Origin of the sequence: Oceanibaculum indicum P24 (assembly GCF_000299935.1) — a bacterium.
Classification (GTDB): domain Bacteria; phylum Pseudomonadota; class Alphaproteobacteria; order Oceanibaculales; family Oceanibaculaceae; genus Oceanibaculum; species Oceanibaculum indicum.
In genome coordinates this window covers 1-25320 of the sequence record NZ_AMRL01000005.1, presented here as the reverse complement: position 1 = coordinate 25320, position 25320 = coordinate 1, and the positions used below count along the sequence as shown (strand labels likewise).

At 64.9% G+C, this 25320-nt stretch carries 29 protein-coding genes; 10 read left to right on the top strand and 19 right to left on the bottom strand.

Annotation, left to right across the window (positions count from 1 at the left end; genetic code table 11):
- Positions 1–6: 6 nt before the first annotated feature.
- Positions 7–756, bottom strand: a complete 750-nt coding sequence (locus P24_RS05665; RefSeq protein WP_040706717.1) for an ABC transporter ATP-binding protein — start codon at positions 754–756, stop codon at positions 7–9.
- A gap of 55 nt (positions 757–811) precedes the next feature.
- Between P24_RS05665 and P24_RS05660 the strand changes: the two genes are divergently transcribed.
- Positions 812–1477, top strand: coding sequence for an arylesterase (locus tag P24_RS05660; protein ID WP_237740165.1), 666 nt, complete (start codon positions 812–814; stop codon positions 1475–1477).
- A gap of 8 nt (positions 1478–1485) precedes the next feature.
- Here the strand turns inward: P24_RS05660 and P24_RS05655 are convergent, their stop codons facing one another.
- Positions 1486–2145, bottom strand: coding sequence for a ChrR family anti-sigma-E factor (locus P24_RS05655; RefSeq protein ID WP_008943737.1), 660 nt, complete (start codon positions 2143–2145; stop codon positions 1486–1488).
- Positions 2145–2696 carry a sigma-70 family RNA polymerase sigma factor gene (locus P24_RS05650; protein ID WP_008943736.1) on the bottom strand — a complete coding sequence of 184 codons (552 nt, stop codon included), beginning with the start codon at positions 2694–2696 and terminating at the stop codon, positions 2145–2147. Before P24_RS05650 ends, P24_RS05655 begins: the two co-directional genes overlap by 1 nt.
- A gap of 320 nt (positions 2697–3016) precedes the next feature.
- On the opposite strand from P24_RS05650, the gene P24_RS05645 reads away from it, so the two are divergent.
- Entirely contained in the window at positions 3017–3568 is a 552-nt protein-coding gene (locus P24_RS05645) for an invasion associated locus B family protein (RefSeq protein ID WP_008943735.1), read from the top strand.
- A 69-nt stretch (positions 3569–3637) separates the two neighbouring features.
- Here the strand turns inward: P24_RS05645 and P24_RS05640 are convergent, their stop codons facing one another.
- Entirely contained in the window at positions 3638–4663 is a 1026-nt protein-coding gene (locus P24_RS05640; RefSeq protein WP_008943734.1) for an aspartate-semialdehyde dehydrogenase, read from the bottom strand.
- Between the two features lie 106 nt (positions 4664–4769).
- Here P24_RS05640 and P24_RS05635 point away from each other — a divergent pair, with 106 nt between their 5' ends.
- Positions 4770–5111, top strand: coding sequence for a DUF962 domain-containing protein (locus P24_RS05635; RefSeq protein WP_008943733.1), 342 nt, complete (start codon positions 4770–4772; stop codon positions 5109–5111).
- Here P24_RS05635 and P24_RS05630 read toward each other — a convergent pair.
- Positions 5108–5647 (bottom strand): hypothetical protein, encoded by a 540-nt coding sequence (locus tag P24_RS05630; protein ID WP_008943732.1) that lies wholly within the window; start codon positions 5645–5647, stop codon positions 5108–5110. The genes P24_RS05635 and P24_RS05630 overlap by 4 nt on opposite strands.
- An 87-nt stretch (positions 5648–5734) precedes the next feature.
- Between P24_RS05630 and P24_RS05625 the strand changes: the two genes are divergently transcribed.
- The 4 genes from P24_RS05625 to P24_RS05610 all read left to right on the top strand — a co-directional run bounded on the left by P24_RS05625 (position 5735) and on the right by P24_RS05610 (position 7957).
- Positions 5735–6181 (top strand): YcgN family cysteine cluster protein, encoded by a 447-nt coding sequence (locus P24_RS05625; RefSeq protein ID WP_008943731.1) that lies wholly within the window; start codon positions 5735–5737, stop codon positions 6179–6181.
- 132 nt (positions 6182–6313) lie between these two features.
- Complete coding sequence (locus P24_RS05620; protein WP_008943730.1) at positions 6314–6526, top strand: (2Fe-2S)-binding protein; 213 nt, start codon at positions 6314–6316, stop codon at positions 6524–6526.
- Positions 6527–6665: 139 nt separating this feature from the next.
- Positions 6666–7145 (top strand): bacterioferritin, encoded by a 480-nt coding sequence (bfr, locus tag P24_RS05615; RefSeq protein ID WP_008943729.1) that lies wholly within the window; start codon positions 6666–6668, stop codon positions 7143–7145.
- 32 nt (positions 7146–7177) lie between these two features.
- Entirely contained in the window at positions 7178–7957 is a 780-nt protein-coding gene (locus P24_RS05610) for an SDR family NAD(P)-dependent oxidoreductase (RefSeq protein WP_008943728.1), read from the top strand.
- Between the two features lie 15 nt (positions 7958–7972).
- On the opposite strand, the gene P24_RS05605 is transcribed toward P24_RS05610, so the two are convergent.
- From P24_RS05605 to P24_RS05585, 6 genes are all read right to left on the bottom strand, one after another.
- Positions 7973–8365: a type II toxin-antitoxin system VapC family toxin gene (locus P24_RS05605; protein WP_008943727.1), complete on the bottom strand. Its 393-nt coding sequence runs from the start codon at positions 8363–8365 to the stop codon at positions 7973–7975.
- Entirely contained in the window at positions 8362–8583 is a 222-nt protein-coding gene (locus P24_RS19635) for a FitA-like ribbon-helix-helix domain-containing protein (protein ID WP_220660280.1), read from the bottom strand. Before P24_RS19635 ends, P24_RS05605 begins: the two co-directional genes overlap by 4 nt.
- Positions 8584–8663: 80 nt before the next feature.
- Positions 8664–9131: a VOC family protein gene (locus P24_RS05600; RefSeq protein ID WP_008943726.1), complete on the bottom strand. Its 468-nt coding sequence runs from the start codon at positions 9129–9131 to the stop codon at positions 8664–8666.
- Between the two features lie 45 nt (positions 9132–9176).
- A complete protein-coding gene (locus tag P24_RS05595; protein WP_008943725.1) occupies positions 9177–9968 on the bottom strand; it encodes a shikimate dehydrogenase family protein in 792 nt (263 codons plus the stop codon).
- Positions 9968–10903 (bottom strand): BKACE family enzyme, encoded by a 936-nt coding sequence (locus P24_RS05590; RefSeq protein ID WP_008943724.1) that lies wholly within the window; start codon positions 10901–10903, stop codon positions 9968–9970. Before P24_RS05590 ends, P24_RS05595 begins: the two co-directional genes overlap by 1 nt.
- A 234-nt stretch (positions 10904–11137) precedes the next feature.
- Positions 11138–12091, bottom strand: a complete 954-nt coding sequence (locus P24_RS05585; RefSeq protein ID WP_008943723.1) for a 3-hydroxyacyl-CoA dehydrogenase — start codon at positions 12089–12091, stop codon at positions 11138–11140.
- Between the two features lie 127 nt (positions 12092–12218).
- On the opposite strand from P24_RS05585, the gene P24_RS05580 reads away from it, so the two are divergent.
- Entirely contained in the window at positions 12219–12983 is a 765-nt protein-coding gene (locus P24_RS05580) for an SDR family oxidoreductase (RefSeq protein ID WP_008943722.1), read from the top strand.
- A 9-nt stretch (positions 12984–12992) separates the two neighbouring features.
- Here the strand turns inward: P24_RS05580 and P24_RS05575 are convergent, their stop codons facing one another.
- Positions 12993–13754, bottom strand: a complete 762-nt coding sequence (locus tag P24_RS05575; RefSeq protein WP_008943721.1) for an SDR family NAD(P)-dependent oxidoreductase — start codon at positions 13752–13754, stop codon at positions 12993–12995.
- Between the two features lie 297 nt (positions 13755–14051).
- Here P24_RS05575 and polA point away from each other — a divergent pair, with 297 nt between their 5' ends.
- Positions 14052–16868 carry a DNA polymerase I gene (gene polA / locus P24_RS05570; RefSeq protein ID WP_008943720.1) on the top strand — a complete coding sequence of 939 codons (2817 nt, stop codon included), beginning with the start codon at positions 14052–14054 and terminating at the stop codon, positions 16866–16868.
- A 7-nt stretch (positions 16869–16875) separates the two neighbouring features.
- Here the strand turns inward: polA and P24_RS05565 are convergent, their stop codons facing one another.
- The 4 genes from P24_RS05565 to P24_RS19090 form a co-directional block, all read right to left on the bottom strand.
- Positions 16876–18039, bottom strand: coding sequence for an MFS transporter (locus P24_RS05565; protein ID WP_008943719.1), 1164 nt, complete (start codon positions 18037–18039; stop codon positions 16876–16878).
- Positions 18040–18042: 3 nt separating this feature from the next.
- Positions 18043–18390: an AzlD domain-containing protein gene (locus P24_RS05560; RefSeq protein WP_008943718.1), complete on the bottom strand. Its 348-nt coding sequence runs from the start codon at positions 18388–18390 to the stop codon at positions 18043–18045.
- Positions 18383–19165 carry an AzlC family ABC transporter permease gene (locus P24_RS05555; RefSeq protein ID WP_008943717.1) on the bottom strand — a complete coding sequence of 261 codons (783 nt, stop codon included), beginning with the start codon at positions 19163–19165 and terminating at the stop codon, positions 18383–18385. The genes P24_RS05560 and P24_RS05555 overlap by 8 nt, the downstream gene beginning before the upstream one ends.
- 85 nt (positions 19166–19250) lie before the next feature.
- Entirely contained in the window at positions 19251–19979 is a 729-nt protein-coding gene (locus P24_RS19090; RefSeq protein ID WP_008943716.1) for a hypothetical protein, read from the bottom strand.
- A gap of 200 nt (positions 19980–20179) precedes the next feature.
- On the opposite strand from P24_RS19090, the gene P24_RS05545 reads away from it, so the two are divergent.
- Entirely contained in the window at positions 20180–21217 is a 1038-nt protein-coding gene (locus P24_RS05545) for a Fe(3+) ABC transporter substrate-binding protein (protein ID WP_008943715.1), read from the top strand.
- Between the two features lie 64 nt (positions 21218–21281).
- On the opposite strand, the gene P24_RS05540 is transcribed toward P24_RS05545, so the two are convergent.
- The 3 genes from P24_RS05540 to P24_RS20260 form a co-directional block, all read right to left on the bottom strand.
- The gene (locus P24_RS05540; protein WP_008943714.1) at positions 21282–22991 is read right to left on the bottom strand and encodes an ABC transporter permease; all 1710 of its coding nucleotides are present in this window, start codon (positions 22989–22991) and stop codon (positions 21282–21284) included.
- A 314-nt stretch (positions 22992–23305) separates the two neighbouring features.
- Complete coding sequence (locus P24_RS05535; RefSeq protein WP_008943713.1) at positions 23306–24379, bottom strand: tartrate dehydrogenase; 1074 nt, start codon at positions 24377–24379, stop codon at positions 23306–23308.
- Between the two features lie 172 nt (positions 24380–24551).
- Positions 24552–25320 (bottom strand): calcium-binding protein (locus P24_RS20260; RefSeq protein WP_008943712.1); only part of this gene is annotated, 769 nt, incomplete at its 5' end.

Sequence of the window (25320 nt, the reverse complement as noted above, 5' to 3'; positions counted from 1 at the left end):
GGCATATCAGCCCCCGGCCGCAGCGGCGAGGCTGGCCTCGCCCGCGCGCTCGTCGGAGACGATGCGGCCGTCCGAAAGATGGATGGTGCGCTGGCAGCGCCGCGCAAGATCAAGGTCGTGGGTGATGAGAACCAGCGTGGTGCCGAAGCGGCGCTTCAGGTCGAACATCAGTTCGATGACCTGCTCGCCGGTATGGCCGTCCAGATTGCCGGTCGGCTCGTCCGCCAGCAGCAGCGACGGGCCGGCAACGAAAGCGCGAGCCAGCGCCACGCGCTGCTGCTCACCACCGGACAGCTGATCGGGATAATGGCCGGTACGATGGCCGAGGCCGACCGCCTCAAGACCTTCCGCCGCCCGGTCGAACGCATCTGCCGCCCCGGCCAGTTCCAGCGGTATGGCGACATTCTCCAGTGCGCTCATGGTCGGCACCAGCCGGAAGGCCTGGAACACGATCCCGACATGGGCGCGGCGGAACAGCGCCAGCCGGTCCTCGTTCATGCCGCCCAGATCATGGCCGGCAACGCGGATCGAGCCGCCGGTCGCGCGCTCCAGCCCCGCCATCAGCATCATCAGCGAGGATTTTCCGGCCCCGGACGGACCGACAATGCTGACCGTCTCGCCCGCTGCGATGGTGAGGTCAATTCCGCGCAGGATGTTGACCTCGCCCGCCCCGCTTCTCAAGTTAAGGCGCACATCGTCGAGCTGAATGATCGGATCGCGCGACGAGTCCGAAGCCGAGGAAGAGGGCGCTGTCATGTCGCAAGCCTGCGCTGTTGCCGGGACTGATTGTGGAAACCGCCGGGCTGCTGCAGTGCGGCAGGCCCAATCCGGATATGGCCCGCTGCGCAAGATATTCAACGGACTGATCATACCAGCGCTGCTGGCCGCCCTGCTGTTCACCAGCACGGCGGCGCGGGCGGAGACCGTCATCCTGGGCCTGGGCGACAGCCTGATGGCGGGCTATGGCCTGCCCGACGGCAAGAGCTTCCCGGCGCAGCTGGAAGAAACCCTGCGTACTGCCGGAAAGCAGGTGCGGGTGGTGAATGCCGGCATGTCCGGCGACACCTCGACCGGCGGCCTCGCCCGCCTGGACTGGGCGCTGGCCGAAAAGCCGGATGCCGCCATCGTCGAGCTGGGGGCGAATGACGGGCTGCGCGGCCAGCCGGTCGAACAGCTCTACGCCAACCTCGATGCCATCCTGACCCGGCTGAAGCAGGAAAATATTCCCGTGCTGCTGGCCGGCATGCACGCCCCGCCCAATTTCGGGCGCGACTATACCGAGGCCTTCCACGCCGCCTACCACCGCCTCGCCGAGAAGCACGACGTGGTGTTCTACCCCTTCTTCCTGGATGGGGTGGCGACGGAGCCATCGCTGAACCAGCCGGACGGCATCCACCCTAACGAGCAAGGAGTCGCCGAGGTGGTCGGGCGCATCCTGCCGAAGGTCGAGGAACTGTTGGCCCGCGCCGGAAACTGATAGCGAAATTAATAGCGCATGAAGAGGTTGATGATCCGCCCCACCGGACCGGTCAGCTTCAGCGGCGCATCCGTGACGGCAAGGCAGATGCAATCCTCGCCGGCATCGGCCACCGGCGTGTGCACCAGCTCATCATCGGCAATCGAGACATCGCCGCGCCCGTAATGACCCGTGTCGTCCGAGAAGCCGCCCGCCAGCACCAGCGTCATCTCGCTGCCGCCGTGCGTATGTTCCGGCATCGCCTGCCCCGCCTTGATACGCAGCAGACGGGTACGGTAGCCGCTGTCGCCAATCGGCAGCTCGATCTCCTGCAGCGACCGGGTCACGTTGCGCCAGGGCAGTGCGCTCAGATTATCGCCAAGATAGGAGCGCAGCGGCTCCGGCAGGATCCGCTGCGTCGTCTCGTCATAGCGAACTGCCGGCTTATGCGCGGGCAGATCGGCAGGCTCCTCGTCGAGCCGGGCCAGCACCGCGTCCAACGCCGCATCGGTCAGGTCGGCCGGCTTGCTGTCCGCCAGCATCGCGCCACCGATACGCTCGTAATCGGCCACCTTGGCCCGGCACTCCGGGCACAATGCCAGATGGGTTGCAACCAGCAGGCTGACCGGCTCGCTCGCCGTGCCCGCCGCATAATCCATCAGATGTTCTTCGCTTACATGAAACATCATCACATCAACTCACTTGCTAGGCTCTGGCGCAGCTTCGCCAGGGCAAGTCGGATACGCGACTTCACCGTCCCGATTGGGATACCGCTCTCGGCCGCTATCGTGCCGTGCGACTTGTCCTCGAAATAGGCAAGGCGCAACAGGTCCGCCTGTTCTGGCGGCAGGGTCTTCAGGGCCTGTTTCACGACCGCGTCGCGCTGGGTCTCGAACACCACATCGTCAGCAGCGGCCGGGGCGCTGGGCACAAGCGCCGGGTCTTCCGGGTCGAGTTCCGGCCGCCGCGTGCGGCGCAGGGCATCAATCCGCTTGTTGCGGGCGATGGTGAATATCCAGGTGCTGGCGCTGGCCTGCGACGGATCAAAAGTCTCGGCGCGGCGCCAAACCATCAGCATGGCTTCCTGGACGAGTTCCTCGACACCTTCCGGCGCCGTCCCCTGGCGCATCAGGAAAGATTTCAGCCGGGGCGCGAAATGCGAGAACAGCGCCGCAAACGCATCCCTGTCACGATTGCGCCCGACGGCGATCAAGAGTTCTTCCTGGGTCTTTACCGACATCGATCCGGCTTCGCCGCCCCCTTTTGCGGGCCGTGCCACGCCCGCCCCCTTATGTAGGGGGTTTCCGCCCATCCCTGCAAGCGAGGGAACCACAAAGCAGGACAAGGCAGGGCTGGCCGGCGAGCGGTCGCGTCGAAGCTTCAGACTGATGTCAATTTGTCCCTGCATGAAAACTTATACGGGGGCGGTGGCGTTGCCGGATTACCGGCCGCCTCAAAAAAGTTCGATTTGCCGCCTAGAAGCCAGCTGGCATCAAATTGACGGCCAACCGGGGCAATCCTGGGTTGGCAGGGCATAGGGCTCTCGCTTAGGTTACCGACATGATGAAGTCGATTCGCATCTCCCCGCTCTTTCGCCTCGCCCTCTGGACAGCCTTCCTGTCCCTGGCGTCCCTGCCCGCAGCGACCGGCCAGGCCAGTGCCCAGCAGCCCAAGCAGATCGGCACCTACAACGCCTGGAGCGCCTTCACCTATCAGGAGAATGGCGGGATCGTGTGCTACATGGTCAGCGAGCCGACCAAGGATGAGGGCGATTACACAAGGCGCGGCAAGATCTACACGCTGGTGACGCACCGCCCCTCCAAGAAGTCGGTCGGCGTGGTCAGCGTGATCGCCGGCTATCAGTACAAAGAAGGCAGCGAGATCAGCGTGAATATCGGCGGCACGACCTACCGTCTGTTCACCGTCGATGACCACGCCTGGGCCGCCACCGCGCAGGAAGACAAGCAGCTTGTGGACGCCATGAAAAAGGGCTCCAGCATGGTCATCAAGGGCGTGTCCTCGCGCGGCACCGAGACCACGGACACCTACTCGCTGAGCGGCTTCACCAAGGCCTATGAGGAAATCAGCAAGGCCTGTAAGGTCGCGGGCTGAATTCTTATCTAGACCAAAAAAAGCCCCGCCAGTTGGCGGGGCTTTTCGCGTCTGGGTGCCAGCCGGTAATCAGGCGGCCTTGCGCAGATGCGTGGCGATCAGTGTCTCGGCGATCTGGATGGCGTTCAGTGCCGCCCCCTTGCGCAGATTGTCCGACACGCACCAGAAGCCCAGACCGTTCTTCACGGTCGGGTCCTTGCGGATACGGCTGATATAGACCGCATCCTCGCCGGCGCTTTCCTGCGGCGTGACATAGCCTTCATTGGCGCGGTGATCGACCACGGTGACGCCCGGGGCCTTCTGCAGGATGGCGCGCGCCTCGTTCTCGTCGATCGGCTTCTCAGTCTCGATGGTGACCGCCTCGGCATGGCCGATGAACACCGGCACGCGCACGCAGGTGGCAAACACCTCAATGGAAGGGTCGAGGATCTTCTTGGTCTCGACGCGCATCTTCCATTCTTCCTTGGTCGAGCCGTCATCCATGAAGATGTCGATGTGCGGGATCACGTTGAAGGCGATCTGCTTGGTGAAGACCTCCTTGTTGATCGTATCGTTCACATAGACCGCACGGGTCTGGTTGAACAGCTCGTCCATCGCCTCCTTGCCGCCGCCGGACACCGACTGGTAGGTCGAGACCACGACGCGCTTGATCTTGAAGCGGTCGTGCAACGGCTTCAGCGCCACCACCATCTGGATGGTGGAGCAGTTCGGATTGGCGATGATGTTGCGCTTGGTGTAGCCGGCAATCGCCTGCGGATTCACCTCCGGCACGATCAGCGGCACATCCGGGTCCATGCGGAACTGGGAGGTGTTGTCGATGACGATGGCGCCCGCCTTGCCGGCACGCGGGGCGTGCACGGCGGAGATTTTTGCCCCCGGCGAGAACAGCGCGATATCGGTGCCTTTGAAGTCGAAAGTCTCCAGATTCTGGACTTTCAGCACGGTGTCCTCACCATAGGACACCTGCTGGCCGGCCGAACGCTCCGAGGCGAGCGCGACAACCTCGTCGGCCGGGAAGTTACGCTCGGCCAGGGTAGTGAGCATCTCATGCCCGACAGCCCCCGTGGCACCGACAACCGCAACCTTATAGCCCATAACCGGACTCCCGTGAAAAAAGCGTGTTAACGTCTGGACTGGTTGAAATACGCTTTCATCAGCTGCATTGCAACATTAGCCGCAGTGCAAATGACGAGGAGGCGTCATGCAGAATCCTGAAGCGCCGATCCGGACCTATAATGAGTTCTGGCCCTTCTATCTGCGCGAACATGCGAAGCCCGCGACAAGGGCGCTGCATTATGCGGGCACCGGGCTGGGATTGTTCCTGCTGGCCGCCGCCATTCTGACCGGCACGGGCTGGCTGTTCCTGGCCGCGCTGATCGCCGGCTACTTCTTCGCCTGGATCGCGCATTTCCGGGTGGAGCGGAACCGCCCGGCCACCTTCCGCTACCCGCTGTGGTCGCTGTACAGCGATTTCCGAATGTTCTTCCTGTGGGCCACCGGCCGGCTGCGCCCGGAACTGGAAAAGGCCGGAATCCAGCCTTAGCGTCCCCCCTCGTCGCCGCCTGCTCCGCCGAAGCCGAACGGCCGGTTGAAGGCGGCCCGCCCCTCGGAGGGCTGGTCCAGCAGCAGGCTCTGGATATCGACCGTGACATCGCGCGCGCTGCGCAGGCAGATACTGCCGAAGATCGTGTCCATGCTGTCGATGGCCAGCGGCCCGGTTTCGCCGGCGGCAAGCGCACCTAGGCTGTTGGCGCTGAATCGCTCGACCGTCAGCCGGAAATCGGCGCACTGGCCATCCTCCATCGCATCATGCTGGTTCATCCCCTTGCTCAGCACCACCTGGTGGCCAAGGCTGGGGCGGAACCGGACATTCGACATGAAAGCGCCGCGATAGACCTCCACCAGCTGCACCGCCAGCCGGCCCGGGTCGTAATAGCTTTTCGGATAGGCGAGGCTGGCGGAGATATAGGCGCCGGCCTCCGAAAGGGCGGCGGCACCGGTGAAGCGTTTGGCGGCTTCGGCGGGCGCGGCGACCGCCATGACGGGAAATGCCAGCAGCAGGATCACGGCAAGACGCATCGGCCCCTCCATCAGAAACAACGCATACAAAGTAACCGCAAACGCTAGTGCCTGTCATCCTGAAGGGGCAGGGACTATGCTGGGGCGATGACAACCGACCTGCCCTTCTGGAAACGCAAGAGCCTGCGGGAGATGACCCGCGCCGAATGGGAATCGCTGTGCGATGGCTGCGGGAAATGCTGCCTGCTGAAGCTGCTGGACGAGGATAGCGGCGCCGTCGATTACACCGATGTCGCCTGCAAGCTGCTGAACATCGAGACCTGCCGCTGCCGCGACTACAAGAACCGCAACCGGCTGGTGCCGGGCTGCGTCGTGCTGTCGCCCGGCAAGCTGGAACATCTGCCCTGGATGCCATCCACCTGCGCCTACCGGCTGCTGCATGAAGGCAAGGAGCTACCAGACTGGCACCCGCTGGTCTCCGGCGATGCCAGCACCGTGCATTCCGCCGGTATTTCGGTGCGCCGCCGCGTCATCCCGGAAATGCTGGTGGATGAGGACGACCTGGAAGACCACATCGTCACCTGGCCGGCCTGATCACCAACGCAGAAATTACTGAGCGCGCCAACCAATACGAACGATTCGCATTTTCGTTGACACTCATTCGCACTCTTATCATATGATCGGGGTCCGCACGCTGAAGACGTGCCCGCTGGGACCCGAATCGCCATGTATGTCTGCATCTGCAACGCGATCTCCGAACGCCATGTGCGTACCGCCATTGCCGAAGGCGCCACGACCGCCGGCAAGGTGTATCGCGCCTGTGGCAGCCAGCCGCAATGCGGGCGCTGCAAGCAGAGCATCTGCGAGATGCTCGGCGAGGCGAAAGCGGCGACCGCTACCCTTATGCAGCCAGCGATGGCGATGGCCGGCGGCGATTAACTCGCACTTGCCTTGGAAGTGATTATCACTATCCCTTAGGCGTTGAATTTATTGATATTTTGTCCGCCCGCATTTGCCGGGAAGGGTGTGCTTGTGTATAATGCCCCTCTGCCGCATCACCAAACGCAAGAGGGCCGCCATGAAGGGCGACAAGAAGGTCATCCAGCATCTGAACAAGATCCTGTTCAACGAGCTGACGGCGATCAACCAGTACTTCCTGCATTCGCGTATGCTGCGCAACTGGGGGATGGAGTACCTCGCGAAGAAGGAATACGAGGAATCCATCGACGAGATGAAGCATGCCGATGCGCTGATCGAACGGATTCTGTTCCTCGAAGGGCTGCCCAACCTGCAGGATCTCGGCAAGCTGCTGATCGGCGAGGATGTGAAAGAAGTCCTCGAATGCGACCTGAAGCTGGAGCTGGCCGGCGTGCCCGACCTGCGCGACGCGATCAAGCATTGCGAGGAGGTGCGCGACTATGTCAGCCGCGAGCTGCTGGTCGATATCCTGGAGAGCGAGGAGGAGCATATCGACTTCCTCGAAACCCATCTGGAACTGATCGGCCGCATGGGCATCCAGAATTACGTGCAGCTCCACACCAAGCCGGCGGAGGATTGATCTTCCACGATTAGCGCCGCATTCTTGGCGCTATGATCGATTTCACCGGCAAGATTGTTCTCATCACGGGCGGGGCGAGCGGTATCGGGCTCGCCACCGCCCGCGCTTTTTCCGGGGCCGGCGCGCATGTCGCCATCGGCGATCTGTCTGGCGAAGCGGCGGAAACCGCTGCGGCCAGCTTAGGCGCGGACCATATGGGCCTGGCGCTGGACGTCACCGACGAGAGCAGCGGCGAGGCTTTCGTCGCCGCCGTGGAGAAACAGCACGGTCGGATCGACGTGCTGGTGAACTGCGCCGGCATCTCCGACAGCTTCACCCCGACGCTGGAGCAGCCGCTGGAGCAGTTCCGCCGGCTCATCGACATCCACCTGACCGGCACCTATGCGATGTGCCGCCACGCGGCGAAGCCGATGCTGGCACGGGGGGCGGGCGCCATCGTGAATATCGGCTCCATCGCCAGCTGGACCGCGCTGCCGCGCCGCAACGGTTATACCGCCGCCAAGACCGGCACGCTGGGCCTGACCCGCGCCCTGGCCTGCGAATGGGCGCAGAGCGGTGTGCGGGTGAACGCCGTCACGCCGGGCTATATCCTCACCCCCTTCGTCGAGAAGCTGATCGCCGAGGGCAAGTTGGACCAGAAGGTGCTGGCGCGCCGCTGCCCGTCCGGCCGGCTCGGCACGCCGGAGGATGTGGCGAAGGCGATCCTGTTCCTCGCCTCCGACATGGCCGGCTATATTACCGGCGCGGCACTGCCGGTCGATGGCGGCTGGATCGCCTATGGCGCGCCGGGCGACGCGGCGGCGGTGGAGTAGGCAACAGCCAGGAAGCTATATCAGCTCAATACGCGCCCGTACCCCGGCAGCATTCGTCAAACGCCGGTCGCGTGTCAGCAACGGGGCGTCCAGAACCTCGGCGAGGGCGACATACGCCGCATCATAGGCAGTCAGATTGTTCCGCAGCTCCCAGATGCGCGGCAGCAGGAAATCGTGTGGGTATCTCTGTATCGGGAAATCCGCGAGATCGACCAAGGCGAGACGCCCCCTCTCATGGTCGATGTGGCCGCCGGCAGTGAATCGCCGGATTACCTGGGCAGTTTCGACATCCAGCAGATGCGGCGCATGAAAGGTTTCGCCTGGTGCAAAAAGCCTAGCCTCGGCAGCAGCCGCCTCCGGCGTACGCAGAATCACGTCGAGCAGAACGGAGGCATCGACGACAATCACGCACGGTCGCGCTCTGCGCGCAGCGCTTCAGCCGGCGTTACGGGAAGCGCAGTTTCCGGCCGGCTACGCATCCGTTCCCGCAACTCATCAAGCGTTGGACGTTCCGCCACATGCCTGAGTTCACTAAGCAAATAGTCGGAAAGCGACATGCCGGCCAGCGCCGCCCGGGACTTGAGGCGACGATGCAGCGTGTCCGGCACATTACGAATCTGAATCATCGTTCCCATGGCTTAAGCATGGGTGCATGTGCATCACATGTCAATAAGCCCGAATATACTTCGGGTTAAGGAGCTAAGCCCTACTTCACGTCCGGGCGGTAGGCCTTCACATCGTCATACTGCACGAACTCGACGACATTGCCGTCCGGGTCCTCGCAGAAGACGAGGAAAGTGCCGGGCCGCACCTCGACCTTGTCCTCGCCGGACAGGATGTTGATCTCCGCCTTTTTCAGCTTCTTCACGACCGCATCCAGGTCGGAGACGATGAAGGTCATGTAGGCCATGCCGTAGCGGTCCAGCACGAAGGCGCTGATGCTGGGCGCCTCCGCCGGGGTCTGCGGCTGCAGCAGCTTGATCCGTTCGCCATAGGGGGTCTGCAGGCGCACCACGCGATAGCCGGCGGTGGACAGGCCGGCGCTCTTGGCCTTGTCGGTTGGCACCGACACATCGCCCACCGGCTCGCAGCCCAGCAGCTTGGTATAGAATGGCAGCAGCCGGTCGATATCCGGCGTGCAGATACCGATTTCGAGCGGAACGACCTGCTTCATGGAACCCGGTCCCTGTGACTATGCGTTGTTGGCTACTGCCTCCAGTCACTTTCCTACGCGCAGGAAATCGGCGAGAAGCAGGATCTGCTGGTCCAGCATGTGCCGCCCGTAATGCACCGGACAGCCACGCTGTTTGGCTGCTTGTAGCAAAGGCGTCTCCACTGGGTCCATGATGATTTCAGCGACCAGCATGTCCGGCGTGAGCCTTGACACATCCATCGGCAGCGGATCGCCCGGCTTCAGCCCCAGCGAGGTGGAATTGACGATGGTGTCGTGCCCCGCCGGATCGTCGCTGCCGGCACGGACATCGACCTTCGGATAGGCCGATTTCACGGCGGCGGCTAGTTCCTCCGCCTTCACCATGGTGCGGTTCTGGATCGTCAGCCTCTCGCAGCCCTCCGCAGCCAGCTCGAAGGCAATCGCCCGCGCCGCCCCGCCGGCACCCAGCAGCAGGATGCGCTTGCCGGTCACCTCGAAGCCCTGATGGCGCATGCCGGCAACGAAGCCCTTGCCGTCGAACATGTCGCCGATCAGTCGCCCGTCGGGGTCGCGCCTCAGCGCATTGATCGCCCCGATCAGCCGGCCTGCCGTGCCCAGCTCGTCGCACAGTTTCGCGATCTCCAGCTTGTGCGGCACGGTGATGACGATGCCGCCGAAATTCTCGGTGGCGCGCAACCCGTCGGCCCAGGCCTTCAGCTTCTCCGGCTTTACATGGAAAGGCACCATGACGGCATCGACGCCGCGCTCCGCGAACAGCGGGTTGAACAGCATCGGCGCGCGCACATGGCCGATGGGATCGGCAATGATGCCGTAGAGTTTCGTCTTGCCCGTGATCATCAGAAATTCACCTGGTCACCGCCCTTGAGGTCCAGCATCTGGCGCGCCTCGGCGGGGGTAGCGATCTCCAGCGAGAGCTCTTCCAGGATGCGGCGGATTTTCGCCACCTGCTCGGCATTGTTCTCGGCCAGCTTGCCCTTGCCGGCATAGATCGAATCCTCCAGCCCGACACGCACATTGCCGCCCATGATGGCGCCCATGGTGCACAGCGACATCTGGTGCCGGCCGGCGGCCAGGATCGACCACTGATAGGAATCGCCGAACAGCTTGTCGGCAATCTCGCGCATATGCATCAGGTTCTTATGGTCGGCGCCGATGCCGCCCAGGATGCCGAAGATGGTCTGCACGAAGAAGGGCGGCTTCACCAGCCCGCGATCCACGAAATGGGCAAGGTTGTAGAGATGGCCGACATCGTAGCACTCGAACTCGAAGCGCGTGCCGCAGCCCTCCCCCAGCTCCTTCAGGATGAATTCGATATCCTTGAAGGTGTTGCGGAAGATCGCGTCGCGGCTGGCCTCCAGATGATCGGCCTCCCACTGGTGCTTGAAGCTCGGATAGCGGTCCAGCATCGGGAACAGGCCGAAATTCATCGAGCCCATGTTCAGCGAGCACATTTCCGGCTTGGCCTGCAGCGGCCCGGCCAGCCGGTCCTGCACGCTCATGCCCTGGCCGCCGCCGGTGGTGATGTTCACCACCGCATCGGTCGATTGCTTGATGCGCGGCAGGAACTCCATGAACACCTTCGGGTCCGGTGTCGGGCGTCCGTCCTTGGGGTCGCGGGCATGCAGATGCAGGATCGAGGCCCCCGCCTCCCACGCGCCGATGGCGTTCTCGGCAATCTCGTCCGGCGTGATCGGCAGATGCGGCGTCATCGTCGGCGTATGGATCGAGCCGGTGACGGCGCAGGTAATGATGACTTTCTTGGCGTTGGCCATTGTTCCCGTTTCCCTCTGTCCCTGTCTCTGTAACGGTTTAGCAAACCGTTGCGTTATGGCGGAGATATCTTTCCTGTCCGCAGCAACCTCCCCAGACCGTCACCCCCGGCCTTGTGCCGGGGGTCTAGGCTTCAGCCCGCTGGATCGTCGGTCGAGTAAGCTGACCCCTGGATTCCCCAGGCGCCCATGGGGACAAGCCCGGGAATGACGAATGGAAAAATAGCGCCGCTCCTCCTACTCCCCTATCTTCTTCGCCGCCTCGCGCTTGTGCGCAATCAGCGCCATCAACCTGCGGTCGCGCCAGCCCTGCCGTTCGCCCAGCCTGTCGGCGGGCAGCGCCTGCCGGCGCTCGCCTTCCAGCACGTCGGACAGTGCCTTGTCCCAGCGTCGGGGCTGCGCCTGTTCATGCTGCATGTCCCAGTACATCGGGGCATAGCGCGCGATATAGTCGGCCACGCCGGCAGGCGCGTTCAGGTCGATGGTCTCGAACGGCCCCATGAAGGACCAGCGCAGGCCGAGGCCGTCCTTGATCGTCTTGTCCACATCCTCGGTGCTGGCATAGCCATCGGCGACCAGCTTGAAGGCCTCGGCCAGCAGGGCGCCCTGCAGCCGGTTCAGGATGAAGCCGGGAATCTCCTTCTTCACCAGGATCGGCACCATGCCCGCCTGCTCGTACAGAGCGCGGGCGCGCGCCACCACCTCGGGATCGGTCCAGGGGGCCGGCGACAGCTCGACGATGGGCACCAGATGTGGCGGGTTGGCAGGATGCGCCACCAGGCAGCGCGCCCGGCCCTTGAGGTCTTCGGTGAACAGCGAGGCGCGGATATTGGAGGAGGAGGAGGCAAGGATGGCGCCAGGATCGGCGATACGGTCCATCACGGCGAAGATTTCCTGCTTCGCCTCCTCCGTCTCCTTCACATTTTCCTGCACATAGGAAGCGCCCTCCAGCGCCTCCTCCAGCGTCGCGGCGGTCGATATCCGCGCCTTCGCGGCGGCCGGATCGTCCAGCAACCCGCTCTCGTGCAGTTCCTTCAGCGCACCGTCGATCAGCCCGAGGGCGGCATCCAGCGCCGGCTTGCTGACATCGTGAAACTTCACCTTGTGGCCGGCCCGCGCGAAGCAGATCGACCAGGCCCGCCCGATCAGTCCGCTGCCGATGACGGCAATCGTCCCCTTATCTCCTCCCATCGCGCTCGCTTTCTCCACTTGTGGGTTGGCGCTTACGGGGGCGATGCTAAACCGATAGAACGACGCTGTACAACAGCACTCCATGCAGGGCCGGCAAGCCCTGCTGGAAGGGCGCAAGGGAGGGGAAATGGGCAGTCACAAGAACCGCACCGTGCTGGTGACGGGGGCGGCGCGCGGTATAGGCTTCGCCATCGCGGAAGCCTTCGCCGCGCAGGGCGCGAAAGTCGCGCTGGTCGATCTCGGAAAGGAGGATGTCACGGCGGCTGCCGGAAAGCTGGCGGCGGCAGGTACCACCGCCATAGGGCTGGCCGGCGATGTCGGCGACTTTGAGGCGATGCGGGAAGCCGTCACCGAGATCGAGGGCGCGCTCGGCCCCGTCGATATCCTGGTAAACAATGCCGGCATCTCGCCCAAGCATGAGGGCCGCCGCCATGAGGTCTGGGAAATGGACCCGGAGGAATGGCGCCGCGTGCTGGATGTGAACCTGACCGGCTGCTTCAACCTCACCCGGCTGGTGACGCCCGGCATGAAGCAGCGCGGGCACGGCAGCATCGTCAACATGGCCTCGGTCGCCGGGAAGTCCTATTGCGACTTCGTCGGCGTGCATTATTCCACCACCAAGGCCGGGGTAATTGGTTTCACCCGGCATCTGGCGGGGGAGCTTGGCCCCTACGGCATCACCGTGAATGCCATTGCGCCGGGCCGCATCGACACGCCGCTGATGCGCGGCGTCAACCCGGCGGTGAATGAGGCCATTGCCGGCGAGACAGCGCTGCGCCGCCTCGGCCAGCCCTCGGAGGTCGCCGACATGGCGCTGTTCCTCACCTCCGATCAGGCCCGCTTCGTCACCGGCCAGACCGTCGATGTCGCCGGCGGCTGGCTGATGACGTAGCGCTGAAAATCAGCGCGGGGCGAGTCGGACCGCGCCGTCCAGGCGGATGGTCTCGCCGTTCAGCATGATGTTGTTGCAGATCGCCAGCACCAGGTCGGCATATTCCTCGGCCGTGCCCAGGCGCTGCGGGAAGGGCGTGGACTTACCCAGGCTGTCCTGCACCTCGGCCGGCAGGCTGGCCATCATCGGCGTCTGGAACAGGCCGGGCGCGATCGCCATGACGCGGATGCCGCTGCGCGCCAGGTCGCGCGCCGCCGGCAGCACCAGCCCGGCGATGCCACCCTTGGAGGCGGAATAGGCCGCCTGGCCGATCTGCCCGTCATAGGCCGCAACCGAGGAGGTCATGGTGATGACACCCCGCTCGCCATCCGCCAACGGCTCCAGCTTCGCCATCTCGGCGGCGGTCAGGCGGATCATGTTGTAGGTGCCGATCAGGTTCACCTCGATCACCTTGCGGAAGGTGTCGAGGTCGGACGGGCCGTCCTTGCCGACGATGCGCGCTCCGCGCACGATACCGGCGCAATTCACCACGATGCGCGGCGCGCCCAGCTTGGCGACCACTTCCGCCACCGCCTTCTCGCCGGCCTCCGCGCTGGAGACGTCGCAGCCGATGCCGATGCCGCCGATCTCGGCGGCGACCTTAGCCGCACTTTCGGCATTCACATCCAGCACCGCAACCTTGGCGCCCTCTTTCGCCAGCAGCCGCGCGGTTGCCGCGCCCAGACCGGAACCGCCGCCGGTCACCAGCGCCACATGCCCCTTGGGATGCATCGCTCCCCTCCTCCCTGATTGAATGATGGCCGTTCATAGCAGATCGCGAAAGGCGGCGCGACGTCTCAACCTGTCATTGCCGGGCTTGACCCGGCAATCCAGGGGCCACGGTCTGAGACGTTTCAGGCAGAGCACCGCCTCTGGATGCCCAAGACGCCCATGGGATCAAGTCCGGGCATGACAGAATGGTTTGACAACAACCGTTGATCCCGACAAACGCCGTACGCCTTGCTTGCAGTGATTAGCGGACTAAAGTGGCGGACGCTTCTTCCGCCAGACTGAAAGCCGGCCACGACCATGACCGATGCATCGACAGACGACACGCCCGACATCCTCTCGCCCGAGGTGGTGAAGAACACGCTCTACCTGATCGACGGGTCGGGCTACATCTTCCGCGCCTATCACGCGCTGCCGCCGATGAACCGGGGCGATGGCACGCCGGTGAACGCGGTGTTCGGCTTCTCGGCGATGCTGATGAAGCTGGTGGAGGAGATCGACGCGCAGCATCTGGCGGTCATTTTCGATTCGGCGCGCGAGACCTTCCGTAACGAAATCTATCCCGCCTACAAGGCGCAGCGCCCGGAACCGCCGGAGGATCTGCGCCCGCAATTCTCGATCATCCGCGACGCGGTGCGGGCCTTCAACGTGCCGTCCATCGAGATGCCGGGCTTCGAGGCGGACGATCTGATCGCCACCTACGCGAAGGAGGCGCGCGCGAAGGGGATGGATGTCGTCATCGTCTCCTCCGACAAGGATCTCATGCAGCTGGTGCGCGACGGTGTCACCATGCTGGACCCGATCAAGAACCGGCCCATCGGCCCGGACGAGGTGATGGAGAAATTCGGCGTCGCCCCGGACAAGGTGGTGGATGTGCAGTCGCTGGCTGGCGATTCGGTCGATAACGTGCCGGGCGTGCCGGGCATCGGCGTGAAGACGGCAGCGCAGCTCATCACCGACTATGGCGACCTGGAAACGCTGCTGGCGCGCGCCACGGAAATCAAGCAGCCCAAGCGCCGCGAAAGCCTGATCGAGTATGCCGAGCAGGCCCGCATCTCCCGCGAGCTGGTGAAGCTGCGCGACGACGTGCCGCTGGAAGTGAGCGTCGATCAGCTGGAGGTGAAGGACCCGGAGCACGCCACCCTGCTGTCCTTCTTCGAGGAGAATAACTTCAAGCGGCTGGTCGCCCGGCTGCAGGCGCTGGAAGTGCAGGAGGGCGAGGCCCCGTCCAGCCTCGGCATGGCCGCCGAGATCGCCCCGTCGGAGACCGCCTATGAAACGGTGGTCGAGGAGGCCGACCTGAAGCGCTGGATCGCCGCCGCTATGGAGGCCGGCACGGTCGCGGTCGATACCGAGACCACCTCGCTGAATGCCATGTCGGCGAAGCTGGTCGGCATCTCGCTGTCGGTCGAGGCGGGCAAGGCCTGCTACATCCCAGTCGGGCACGGGGCCGGCGATGGCGCGGATCAGGGCAATCTGCTGGACGCCCCCACCGAGCGGCCGAAGCAGATCGACAAGAAGCGCGCGCTGGAGCTGCTGAAGCCGATGCTGGAGGATTCGTCGGTCCTGAAGGTCGGCCATAACATGAAATATGACTGGCTGATCTTCCGCCGCCACGGCATCGAGGTGGCGCCGGTGGATGACAGCATGCTGATCTCCTACGTGCTGGAAGGCGGGCTGCACGGCCACGGCATGGACGAGCTGGCGGAGCTGCATCTCGACCACAAGACCATCCCCTTCAAGGAGGTCGCGGGCAGCGGCAAGGACCAGGTGACCTTCGACAAGGTGCCGCTGGACAAGGCAACCGAGTATGCCGCCGAGGATGCCGACATCACCGGGCGGCTGCACCGGCTGCTGAAGCCGCGCCTGCGCGAATCGCATGTGCTGACGCTGTACGAGACGGTGGAACGCCCACTGGTGCCGATCATCGGCGAGATGGAACGCGCCGGCATCAAGGTGGACCGCGAGGTGCTGGCCGACCTGTCGAAGGATTTCGCGCGCCGCATGGGCGAATACGAGCTGGACATCTACAAGCTGGCGGGCCGCGAGTTCAACATCGGCTCGCCCAAGCAGCTGGGCGAGATCCTGTTCGACGAGCTGGGACTGCAGGGCGGCAAGAAGGGCAAGACCGGCGCCTATGCCACCGGCGCCGAGGTGCTGGAGGCACTGGCCACGCAGCACGACCTGCCGGCGAAAATCCTGGAATGGCGCCAGCTCGCCAAGCTGAAATCCACCTATGCCGACACGCTGGTCGAGCAGATAAACCCGGAGACGGGGCGTGTGCACACCGCCTTCGCCATGGCGGCAACCAGTACAGGGCGCCTTTCCTCCTCCGATCCGAACGTGCAGAACATCCCGGTCCGCACCGAGGAAGGGCGGCGCATCCGCCGCGCCTTCGTCGCCGAGAAGGGGCACAGGCTGCTGTCGGTCGATTACTCGCAGATCGAGCTGCGCATCGTCGCCGATATCGGCGGCATCGAGGCGCTGCGCCAGGCCTTCCGTGATGGCATCGACATTCACGCCATGACCGCCAGCCAGGTGTTCGGCGTGCCGCTCGACCAGATGGACCCGATGACGCGGCGCAAGGCCAAGGCGATCAATTTCGGCATCATCTACGGCATCTCGGGCTTCGGCTTGGCCCGCCAGCTTGGCGTCGAGCAGGGCGAGGCGGCAGCCTATATCCGCGCCTATTTCGAGCGCTATCCGGGCATCCGCGACTATATGGACCGGGCCAAGGCGGAGGCGAAGAAGCAGGGTTACGTCACCACCCTGTTCGGCCGGCGCTGCCACGTGCCCGGCATCACCGACAAGAACCCGGCCCGGCGCGCCTTCGCCGAACGCCAGGCGATCAACGCGCCGATCCAGGGCACGGCGGCCGACATCATCAAGCGCGCGATGATCCGCCTTCCCGCCGCACTGGAGAAGGCCAGTCTCAAGGCCCGCATGCTGCTGCAGGTGCATGACGAACTGCTGTTCGAGGTACCGGAGGCGGAGATCGAGAAGACCTCCGCCCTGGTGCGCGAGGTGATGGAGGGCGCCACCCGCCCGGTGCTGGAGCTGTCCGTGCCGCTGGTCGCCGAGGCCGGTGTCGGCGACGACTGGGAAGCGGCGCACTGATGCCAGGCTAGTCGGCTTCCTTCAGCAGCACGCCGCCATCCCAGCGGCGACGCAGGGCGAGTGCTGCCAGCATCGCCAGCAGCGACAGCGCGACCGGCAGGTAGAAGGCGCCGCCGCCGGTCTGGCCATACAGCCAGCCGGACAGCGGCATCGCCATGCCGAAGGCCACGCCCGACACCATACCGGCATAGAGGCTCTGCGCCGTCGCCGACAGATTGTCCGGCACGGCACGGGTCAGGAAGGCCATCGCCGCCAGATGCGCCGCACCGAAGGTAACGGCGTGCAGCAGCTGCACGATGGCCAGCACCCACAGCGCCGTCGTCTCCGCCGACACGCCCCAGCGCAGCAGGCCCGCCGCGCCGGCCAGTGCCAGCAGTGCCGCCGGGCCGATGCGGGCGGTCACCCGCGCACCGACCGCGAACAGCAGGATCTCGGCAATCACCCCCTCGGCCCAGAGCAGCCCGATCACCGTCTCCGACAGGCCGCTGGCCCGCCAGTGCAGGGCGGAGAAGCCGTAATAGACGGCATGGCTCGCCTGCGCCGCCGAGGCCGCCAGCAGGAACAGGAGGAATGACGGATGCCGCGCCAGTGCCAGCGCCGCCCCCTTGCGCGGTGCCGCCATGCGGCCGGCATCAGCCGGCAGGCTCAGCGTGGTGAGGAAGGTGGCAATCGCGGCAGCCACCACAAGCACATGGATGACGCCTGCCCCATAGAGGCCAATCAGCCAGCCGGCGATCACCGTGATGACCATGAAGGTGATCGAGCCCCACAGCCGCACCCGCCCGTAATCGATGCGCCCAGCGCGGGCCTGCCGCAGGGTGATGCTCTCGCCCAGCGGCATCATCGGCGAGAATACCGCACCGACCAGCAGCGATAGCAGGAGGAAGGCCGCGAAGCCGCTGACCACACCGAAGGCGGCAAGCGTCAGCGTGCTGGCAACGCCGAGGCCGATTACCACCAGCTTCGTCCGCCCGGTGCGGTCGGCGATGCGGGCAAAGAACAGGTTGGCGACGATCTTCACGATGGAGCCGACGGCCAGCAGCACGCCGATCTCCGTCGGGTTCATCTCGCGGTGGGCAAGCCAGACCGGCCAGAACGGCAGGTAGATGCCGGCCACCGTGAAATAGGCGCCGTAGAAAGCCGCCATGCGCAGCGCGAGCGCCGAGGGCATGGGCTACTCCAGGCCGAAGATTGCGGTGAGCGCGATCAGCGTTCCCACACCGGCGATGCAGCCGGCGAACACGTTGCGCCGCACCAGGAAGAAGGCCGCCAGCGCCGCCGCCGTGCCGGCGATGCGGAAGACCAGCGGCGCTTCCTGCAGAACGCCGACCGGCATCAGGATCATCCGTGCGATCAGCGCCGCCAGCAGCCCGTAGGCGATGCAGCCGACCCACTGGAACACCTGGCTGTCCACAGAAATGCGGCCGGCCAGCGCCACGCCGAACACGCGGATGCAATAGGTGACGAGACCGCCCGCCAGGACCACGAAATAGGGCCAGTAGGAGCCGAACGCCTCAGCCATGGCCGCCCTTCCCGCTGCCCTTTCGCGGCAGCCAGCGGTCGATATAGAAGCCCAGCGTGCCGGCGCCGAGACCAGCGATCATCAGCCCCCAGTCGGCGTCGATCTGGAACAGTAGCGGCCCGGCGGCGACGCCGATCAGCAGCGACAGCACGCGCGAACGCTGGCCCAGATCGCCCATGAACATCAGCATGAAATAGATCGGGTTCAGGAACACCAGCCCCAGCGACACCTGCATCGGCACCGTGGCGGAAAGCAGATAGCCCGTCGCCGTGCCGATCATGGAGGCCGCCCACACCATGGCCCCGAAGCCCAGGAAATAGGGCAGCCGCTCCTCCGGCGGCAGGGAGGGCGCGCGCCGCATGGTGAACACCCAGGCCGTCACCGCGCAGAAATGCGCCGCCAGGTAATAGCGCCAGCTGGCCCGCCCCGGCACGCGCAGCACTGGCGTTAGCGTCACCGCCATCGGCAGCAGGCGCATGTTGGTCATCGCCACGGCAAGGCAGATGGCGAACAGCGAGCTGCCCAGCGCCATCAGCTCGATCAGCACCACCTGGCCGGGCAGCGCCCAGCCGGTCATGGTGGAGAACAATCCAAGGGTCAGGCTGTAGCCGCTTTCGCGCACCAGTGAGCCGAAACCCAGATAGGAGGCCCCCAGCACCAGCGCCGGCAGTCCCAGCGCATCGATGGCGCCGCCCCGGAAGGCACGCGCACCGGAGCCAAAGGGCCGGTACTGGGTTTCCGCCGCAGCGGAACTATCGGAAGATGAATCAGGCACGAGGGATGCGATAGCGCAAAAGCCCTATCCTGTCGAACCCCTCCCGCTGCATGCCCCGGATGCGCGGCCTTCCAGGCAAACAGGCCTAATCGAACAAGCCGGTCTTCAGCCCGTTCTCGCCAACCTGCACCTGCCAGGGCGGCGAGCCGTGCACGCCCGGCGCCAGGCGCGACTTCTGCTGGGCGCTGAGGAAGGGCGCGAGGTTCAGTTCGCGCGGCGGATTCACCGCCACTTGCCGGGTCAGCGGGTCCATCGCGAAGAGCGGTGCATCGAAGCGGATGGCCTCAAAGGACGGCATGTCGCGGCGATAGGCGTTGAAGCGGAAGGCACCATCCCGGCAGGCGCTGACAATCCAGTAGAAATCGTCGGAGCGCAGGAAGGTCCCGCGCGGCGCCGGCTGGTCGAAGCCGCTGGCCGCCAGCGCCGACCGCAGGGCGTTGATTTCCGCCGCGCCGACCGTCACCTCCGACTCCTCGCCGCGCCAGGGACGCAGCGGATCGACCACCGACAGTCTGTCGAGATCGGCATTGGTGAGGACATGGGATTCGAGCCGCCCCGTACCGGACGGACCGACGATGATGTCATAGGTCCGGATCTGCTCTTCCGCGCGGGCGTTATAGACGAAGCGGTAGCGCTCCGGCGATCCGGGCTGGCATGTGGTGCGCAGATCGTCACCGCCCAGATAGCTGAACCAGGTGAGGCTGCGGCGCAGCGGATTGTCCGTCGGGCCGGTCGAGGCACAGCCCGCCAGCCCGACCAGCAGGGTGATCACGAAAATGTGAACGGTATTAGAGAACCGGAACCGGCGCTGCATGCTGCCTCCATCCCCCTGCTGTCGAACGGAAAATCCGTGCCGTCATTTTCTGAGATGGGAATGCGCCGGAATGAGGGCAATGACAGAAATCGAGAACGCAAGTGAATAGCGCTTGCACTGGTATTTGCTGCGCCTTTATAGGGTAGTGAAAGTCACTCGCAAACTGCGGGTGACAGACGAGACGTTAGGAGGTCTGCCACATGCGTACTCTCTTCCACAAGCTGGCGCTGGGCGCCGGCGTCGGCATCGTTGCGCTGGGAACCGGGTTCGTTCCGTCCATGGCGCAGGCCGCCGAGGTGAATGTCTATTCCGCGCGGCATTACGATACCGACGATGCGCTGTACCAGAACTTCACCAAGCAGACCGGCATCAAGGTCAATCTGATCGAGGCGAAGGCCGACCAGCTGATCGAGCGCATCAAGGCCGAGGGCCAGAACAGCCCGGCCGACCTGCTGATCACCGTCGATGCCGGCCGCCTGGTCCGCGCCGAGGAAGCCGGCGTGCTGCAGCCGATCAAGTCCGAGGTGCTGGAGAAGGCGATCCCCGCCAATCTGCGCGACCCGCAGGGCCACTGGTTCGGCCTGTCCACGCGCGCCCGCGTCATCATCTACGCCAAGGACCGGGTGAAGCCGACGGATATCAGCACCTATGAGGATCTGGCTGACCCGAAATGGAAGGGCAAGCTGGCGATCCGCTCCTCTACCAACATCTATAACCAGTCGCTGGTCGGCTCGATGCTGGCCGCGCACGGCCCGGAAAAGACGCTGGAATGGTCGAAGGGTGTCGTCGCCAACCTGGCGCGCGCGCCGAAGGGCGGCGACCGCGACCAGATCCGCGCCGTGGCGGCAGGTGAAGCCGACATCGCGGTCTCGAACACCTACTATCTGGGCCAGATGATCAACGGCAAGCCTGAGGATCAGGAAGCTGCTTCCAAGGTTGGCGTGATCTTCCCGAACCAGGACGGTCGCGGCACCCATGTGAACATCAGCGGCGCCGGCGTCGTGAAGACCGCGCCGAACAAAGAAAACGCCATCAAGTTCCTGGAGTACCTGACCACTGCGGAAGCCCAGCAGTACTTCGCCGAGGGCAATTACGAGTATCCGGCGGTCCCGGGCGTTGCCTGGAACGACACGCTGAAGAGCTGGGGCGAGTTCAAGCAGGACAAGCTGAACGCCGATGTCTTCGCGATGAACAACACCAAGGCGCTGCAGATCACCGATCAGGCCGGCTGGAAGTAAGCTACCATCCTTGCGGTACCGGAAAGGGCGTGTCCGCAGGGACGCGCCCTTTTCTTTTATCTTCCTACCGCTGTCCGGGCCGGGAGCGGGCGATCATCAGGCTGAGCAGGATGACCGGCACCATGCCGACCAGCACGATGGCGAGCGACCCGGTGGAGGCCTGCTCCAGCCGCTCGTCCGAGGCCAGATTATAGACCCGGATCGCCAGCGTATCGAAATTGAACGGCCGGATGATCAGGGTTGCCGGCAGTTCCTTCATCACATCGACGAAGACGATCAGACCGGCGGTCAGCACGCTGCCGCTGATCATCGGCACATGCACCTGCCAGATCGTGCGCCCCGGCCCCTTGCCCAGAGTGCGCGCGGCCTGGTCCATGCTGGGCGTCACCTTGGCGAGGCCAGCATCCACCGCATTCAGCGACACCGCCAGGAAGCGCACCACATAGGCATAGAGCAGGGCCGCGATGGTGCCGCTCAGCAGCAGGCCCGTCGAGAAGCCGAAGGAGGAGCGCATCCAGCCATCGAGCGCATTGTCGAAGGTCGCCAGCGGAATCAGGATGCCGACCGCGATGACCGACCCCGGCACGGCATAGCCCAGTGCCGCCACCCGCGCCGCACCGCGCACCAGCGGCGACGGCTTCAGGCGCTGGCCATAGGCGATCAGCAGCGACAGCATGACCGCCAGCACCGCCGCCAGCCCGGCAACGACGAAGCTGTTCACGGCATAGCCGATGAAGCGGCTGCCGAAATAGGGGTCGCCGACCGACAGATGCATCTCCAGCAGCACGGCGGCCGGCAGCACGGCGCCCAGCAGGATCGGCAGGGCACAGGCCAGCATCGCCAGCGCCGCTTTCCAGCCGCGCAAGGATACCGGCGAGATATGGGTGTAACGGCCCGAGGTGTGGTGATAGCGCGCCTCGCCACGCGACAGCCGCTCCAGCAGCAGCAGCCCCAGCACCAGCGCCAGCAGCACCGCCGACAGCTGCGCCGCCGCCACCCGGTCGCCCAGCCCGAACCAGGTGCGGTAAATGCCGGTGGTGAAGGTGTTCACCGCGAAATACTGCACCGTGGCGAAATCGGCCATGGTCTCCATCAGCGCCAGCGTGACGCCGCCGATGATCGCGGGTCGGGCCAGCGGGATCGCCACGCGGAAGAAGCTGCGCCACGGCCCGCAGCCCAGCGTACGGCTGACCTCCAGCACGCAGATCGACTGCGACAGGAAGGCGGCCCGCGCCAGCAGGTAGACATAGGGGTAGAGCACCAGCGCGAACATCGCGATGGCGCCCTCGATGGAATAGACCTCCGGAAACCAGTAATCGCCATAGCGCCAGCCGGTCATCTCGCGCAGCGCCACCTGCGCCGGCCCGCCGGATTGCAGCAGGTAGGTATAGACATAGGCCAGCACATAGGCGGGAAAGGCCAGCGGCAGCAGCAACAGCCACTCGAACAGCCGCCCGCCGGGGAAGCGGCACATGGTGACCAGCCAGGCCGTACCGACGCCGATCACCGCGACGCCGGCGCCGACGCCCAGCAGCAGCACCAGCGTGTTGCGCACATAATCCCACAGCACGGTATCGGCGAGATGCCGCCAGACATCGCCGGCCGGCTGGAACACATGCCCGCCGACCACGAGGACCGGCACCGCCACCAGCAGCGCGATCACGACCGAGATCACCGGCCATACCGACAGGCTGCCGCGCAACCGGCCGGTGCGGCCCTGCGGCGCAAGGGTGGTGGTGGGGACGATCCGGTCCGGCGCGATGCCTTCTGTCACTTGCGGTTGTCCTGGAAAGACGGGACGGCAGGCCGCTGCCTGCCCTACCCCTGCCGAATAGCACCCGCCGCGACGAAAGTGCAAGTCATTGGCATTCCAAGGCAGCCCTGAAGCGACGAAGAGTCACGGGGCCGGCCATGGATGCGGGGCGGATGGCCTTCCCCTCATGTCCTTCGAGACGCCGGCATAACGCCGGCTCCTCAGGACGAGGGCATTGTTGGAATACTAACAGTGCCCCCAGGTGACCTCATGCTGAGGAGACTGCGCCAGTTTCTGGCGCAGTCGTCTCGAAGCATAGGGCGGGTTCTCCCCCCTTACGCATTCGCCCCGCGGATCGCGCCAATCACCGCGTCGGTGACCTCCCGCGTGGTGGCCTTGCCGCCGACATCCGGCGTCAGGATGCCGGCCGCACAGACCTGCTCCACCGCTGTCATCAACCGCGCCGCGGCGGCACCCTCACCCAGATGCTCCAGCATCTGCGCTGCGGTCCAGAAGGTGGCCACCGGGTTGGCGATGCCCTTGCCGGTGATGTCGAAGGCGGAGCCGTGGATCGGCTCGAACATGGAGGGGAAGCGCCGCTCCGGGTCGATATTCGCGGTCGGCGCCACGCCCAGGCTGCCGGCCAGCGCGCCCGCCAGATCGGACAATATGTCGGCATGCAGATTGGTGGCGACGATAGTGTCCAGGCTCTGTGGCTTCAGCGTCATGCGCACGGTCATCGCATCGACCAGCATCTTGTCCCAGGTCACGTCCGGGAATTCCTTCGCCACCTCGGCGGCGATCTCGTCCCACATCACCATGCCGTGGCGCTGCGCGTTCGACTTGGTCACCACGGTCAGCAGCTTGCGCGGCCGCGCCTGGGCGAGGCGGAAGGCATAGCGCATGATGCGGGTGACGCCGACGCGCGTGAAGATGGCAACCTCCGTACCGACTTCCTCCGGCAGGCCCTTATGCGCCCGCCCGCCATGGCCGGAATATTCGCCCTCGGAATTCTCGCGCACGATCACCCAGTCCAGATCCCCCGGCCCGGCATTGCGCAGCGGCGAGGCGATGCCCGGCAGGATGCGCGTCGGGCGCACATTGGCATACTGGTCGAAGCCCTGGCAGATCGGCAGGCGCAGGCCCCATAGGGTAATGTGATCCGGCACGTCGGGCGCGCCGACCGCGCCGAAATAGATCGCGTCGAACGGCTTCAGCTGCGCCAGCCCGTCCGCCGGCATCATCACGCCATGCTTCTTGTAGTAATCCGAGCCCCAGTCGAAATTCTCGACGACAAGCGAGAAATTGCCCGCGCGCTGCGCCAGCGCCTGCAGCACCGCGACACCGGCCTCGATGACTTCCGGCCCGATGCCATCGGCGGGAATGGCGGCGATCTTGTACTGGCGCATGTCTGGTTGCTCCCTCTGGCGTCGTTCTTGCCGATGCTCTTAGCCCCTTTCGCCGGTTCAGGGAAGGGCGCGGAACTACAGGCAGGCTTTCGGTAAAAGAAAATCCCCGCCTCCTTGCCGGAGGCGGGGATCGTCTTTCGTCGCTTCGTATTACCGGTCTTGCCGAAGCCGCTTAGACGATGTTGTCGCCGTCGAAGCCGGTCACGGCGTTATTCACCGTACCCAGCAGGCGCAGATCGCCTTCCGCTACGGTCGCGTTGCCGTCGGCTTCCGTATAGGCATAGATGCCGAACTGGGTGGCGGCGCCATTGCCGACGATGAAGATATGCACATCGCCCGCCGAGAAACCCGCCGCATTGCCGCTGAAATCGCCAATGGCGGTAAGGACGTTCGCCGTATCGGTCAGAGCAGCCGCCGTCGCATTATTGATATAGATGACCGTGTTGGTGCCGGTCGCGGAGCCGGAGGCAACCGATTCGAACGAGGCCTGACCACCCACCACATTCTGGATGTTGGTGATACCGGTGAAGTCGAGCCGGTCCACCGCCCCGGACGCGCCGGGCGCGGTGAAGCTGCTGATGCTATCACCGTTCGCGAACACACCGCCGCCGCCGACGGCACCGCCCTGGTCCACACCCGTATAGACGAAGGTGTCGACGCCGGTGTCGCCATTCATATCATCGATCCCGGCACCACCGATGATGGTGTCATTGCCATCGCCGCCGCTTATCGAATCATTCCCGGTGCCGCCGTCAATACTGTCATTACCGTCGCCGCCGCTCAGCGTATCGTTGTCGCCAAGGCCGGTAATGGTGTCGTTGCCCGCACCGCCGCTGAGGTTGTCGGCGCCTGCGGTGCCAGTGATGGTCTGGTTGACGATGAGGGCGGTGGTGCCGGTGTTGCCGCTGCCGTTGGTCAGCGTGTTGTTGGCAGTGGAGAGT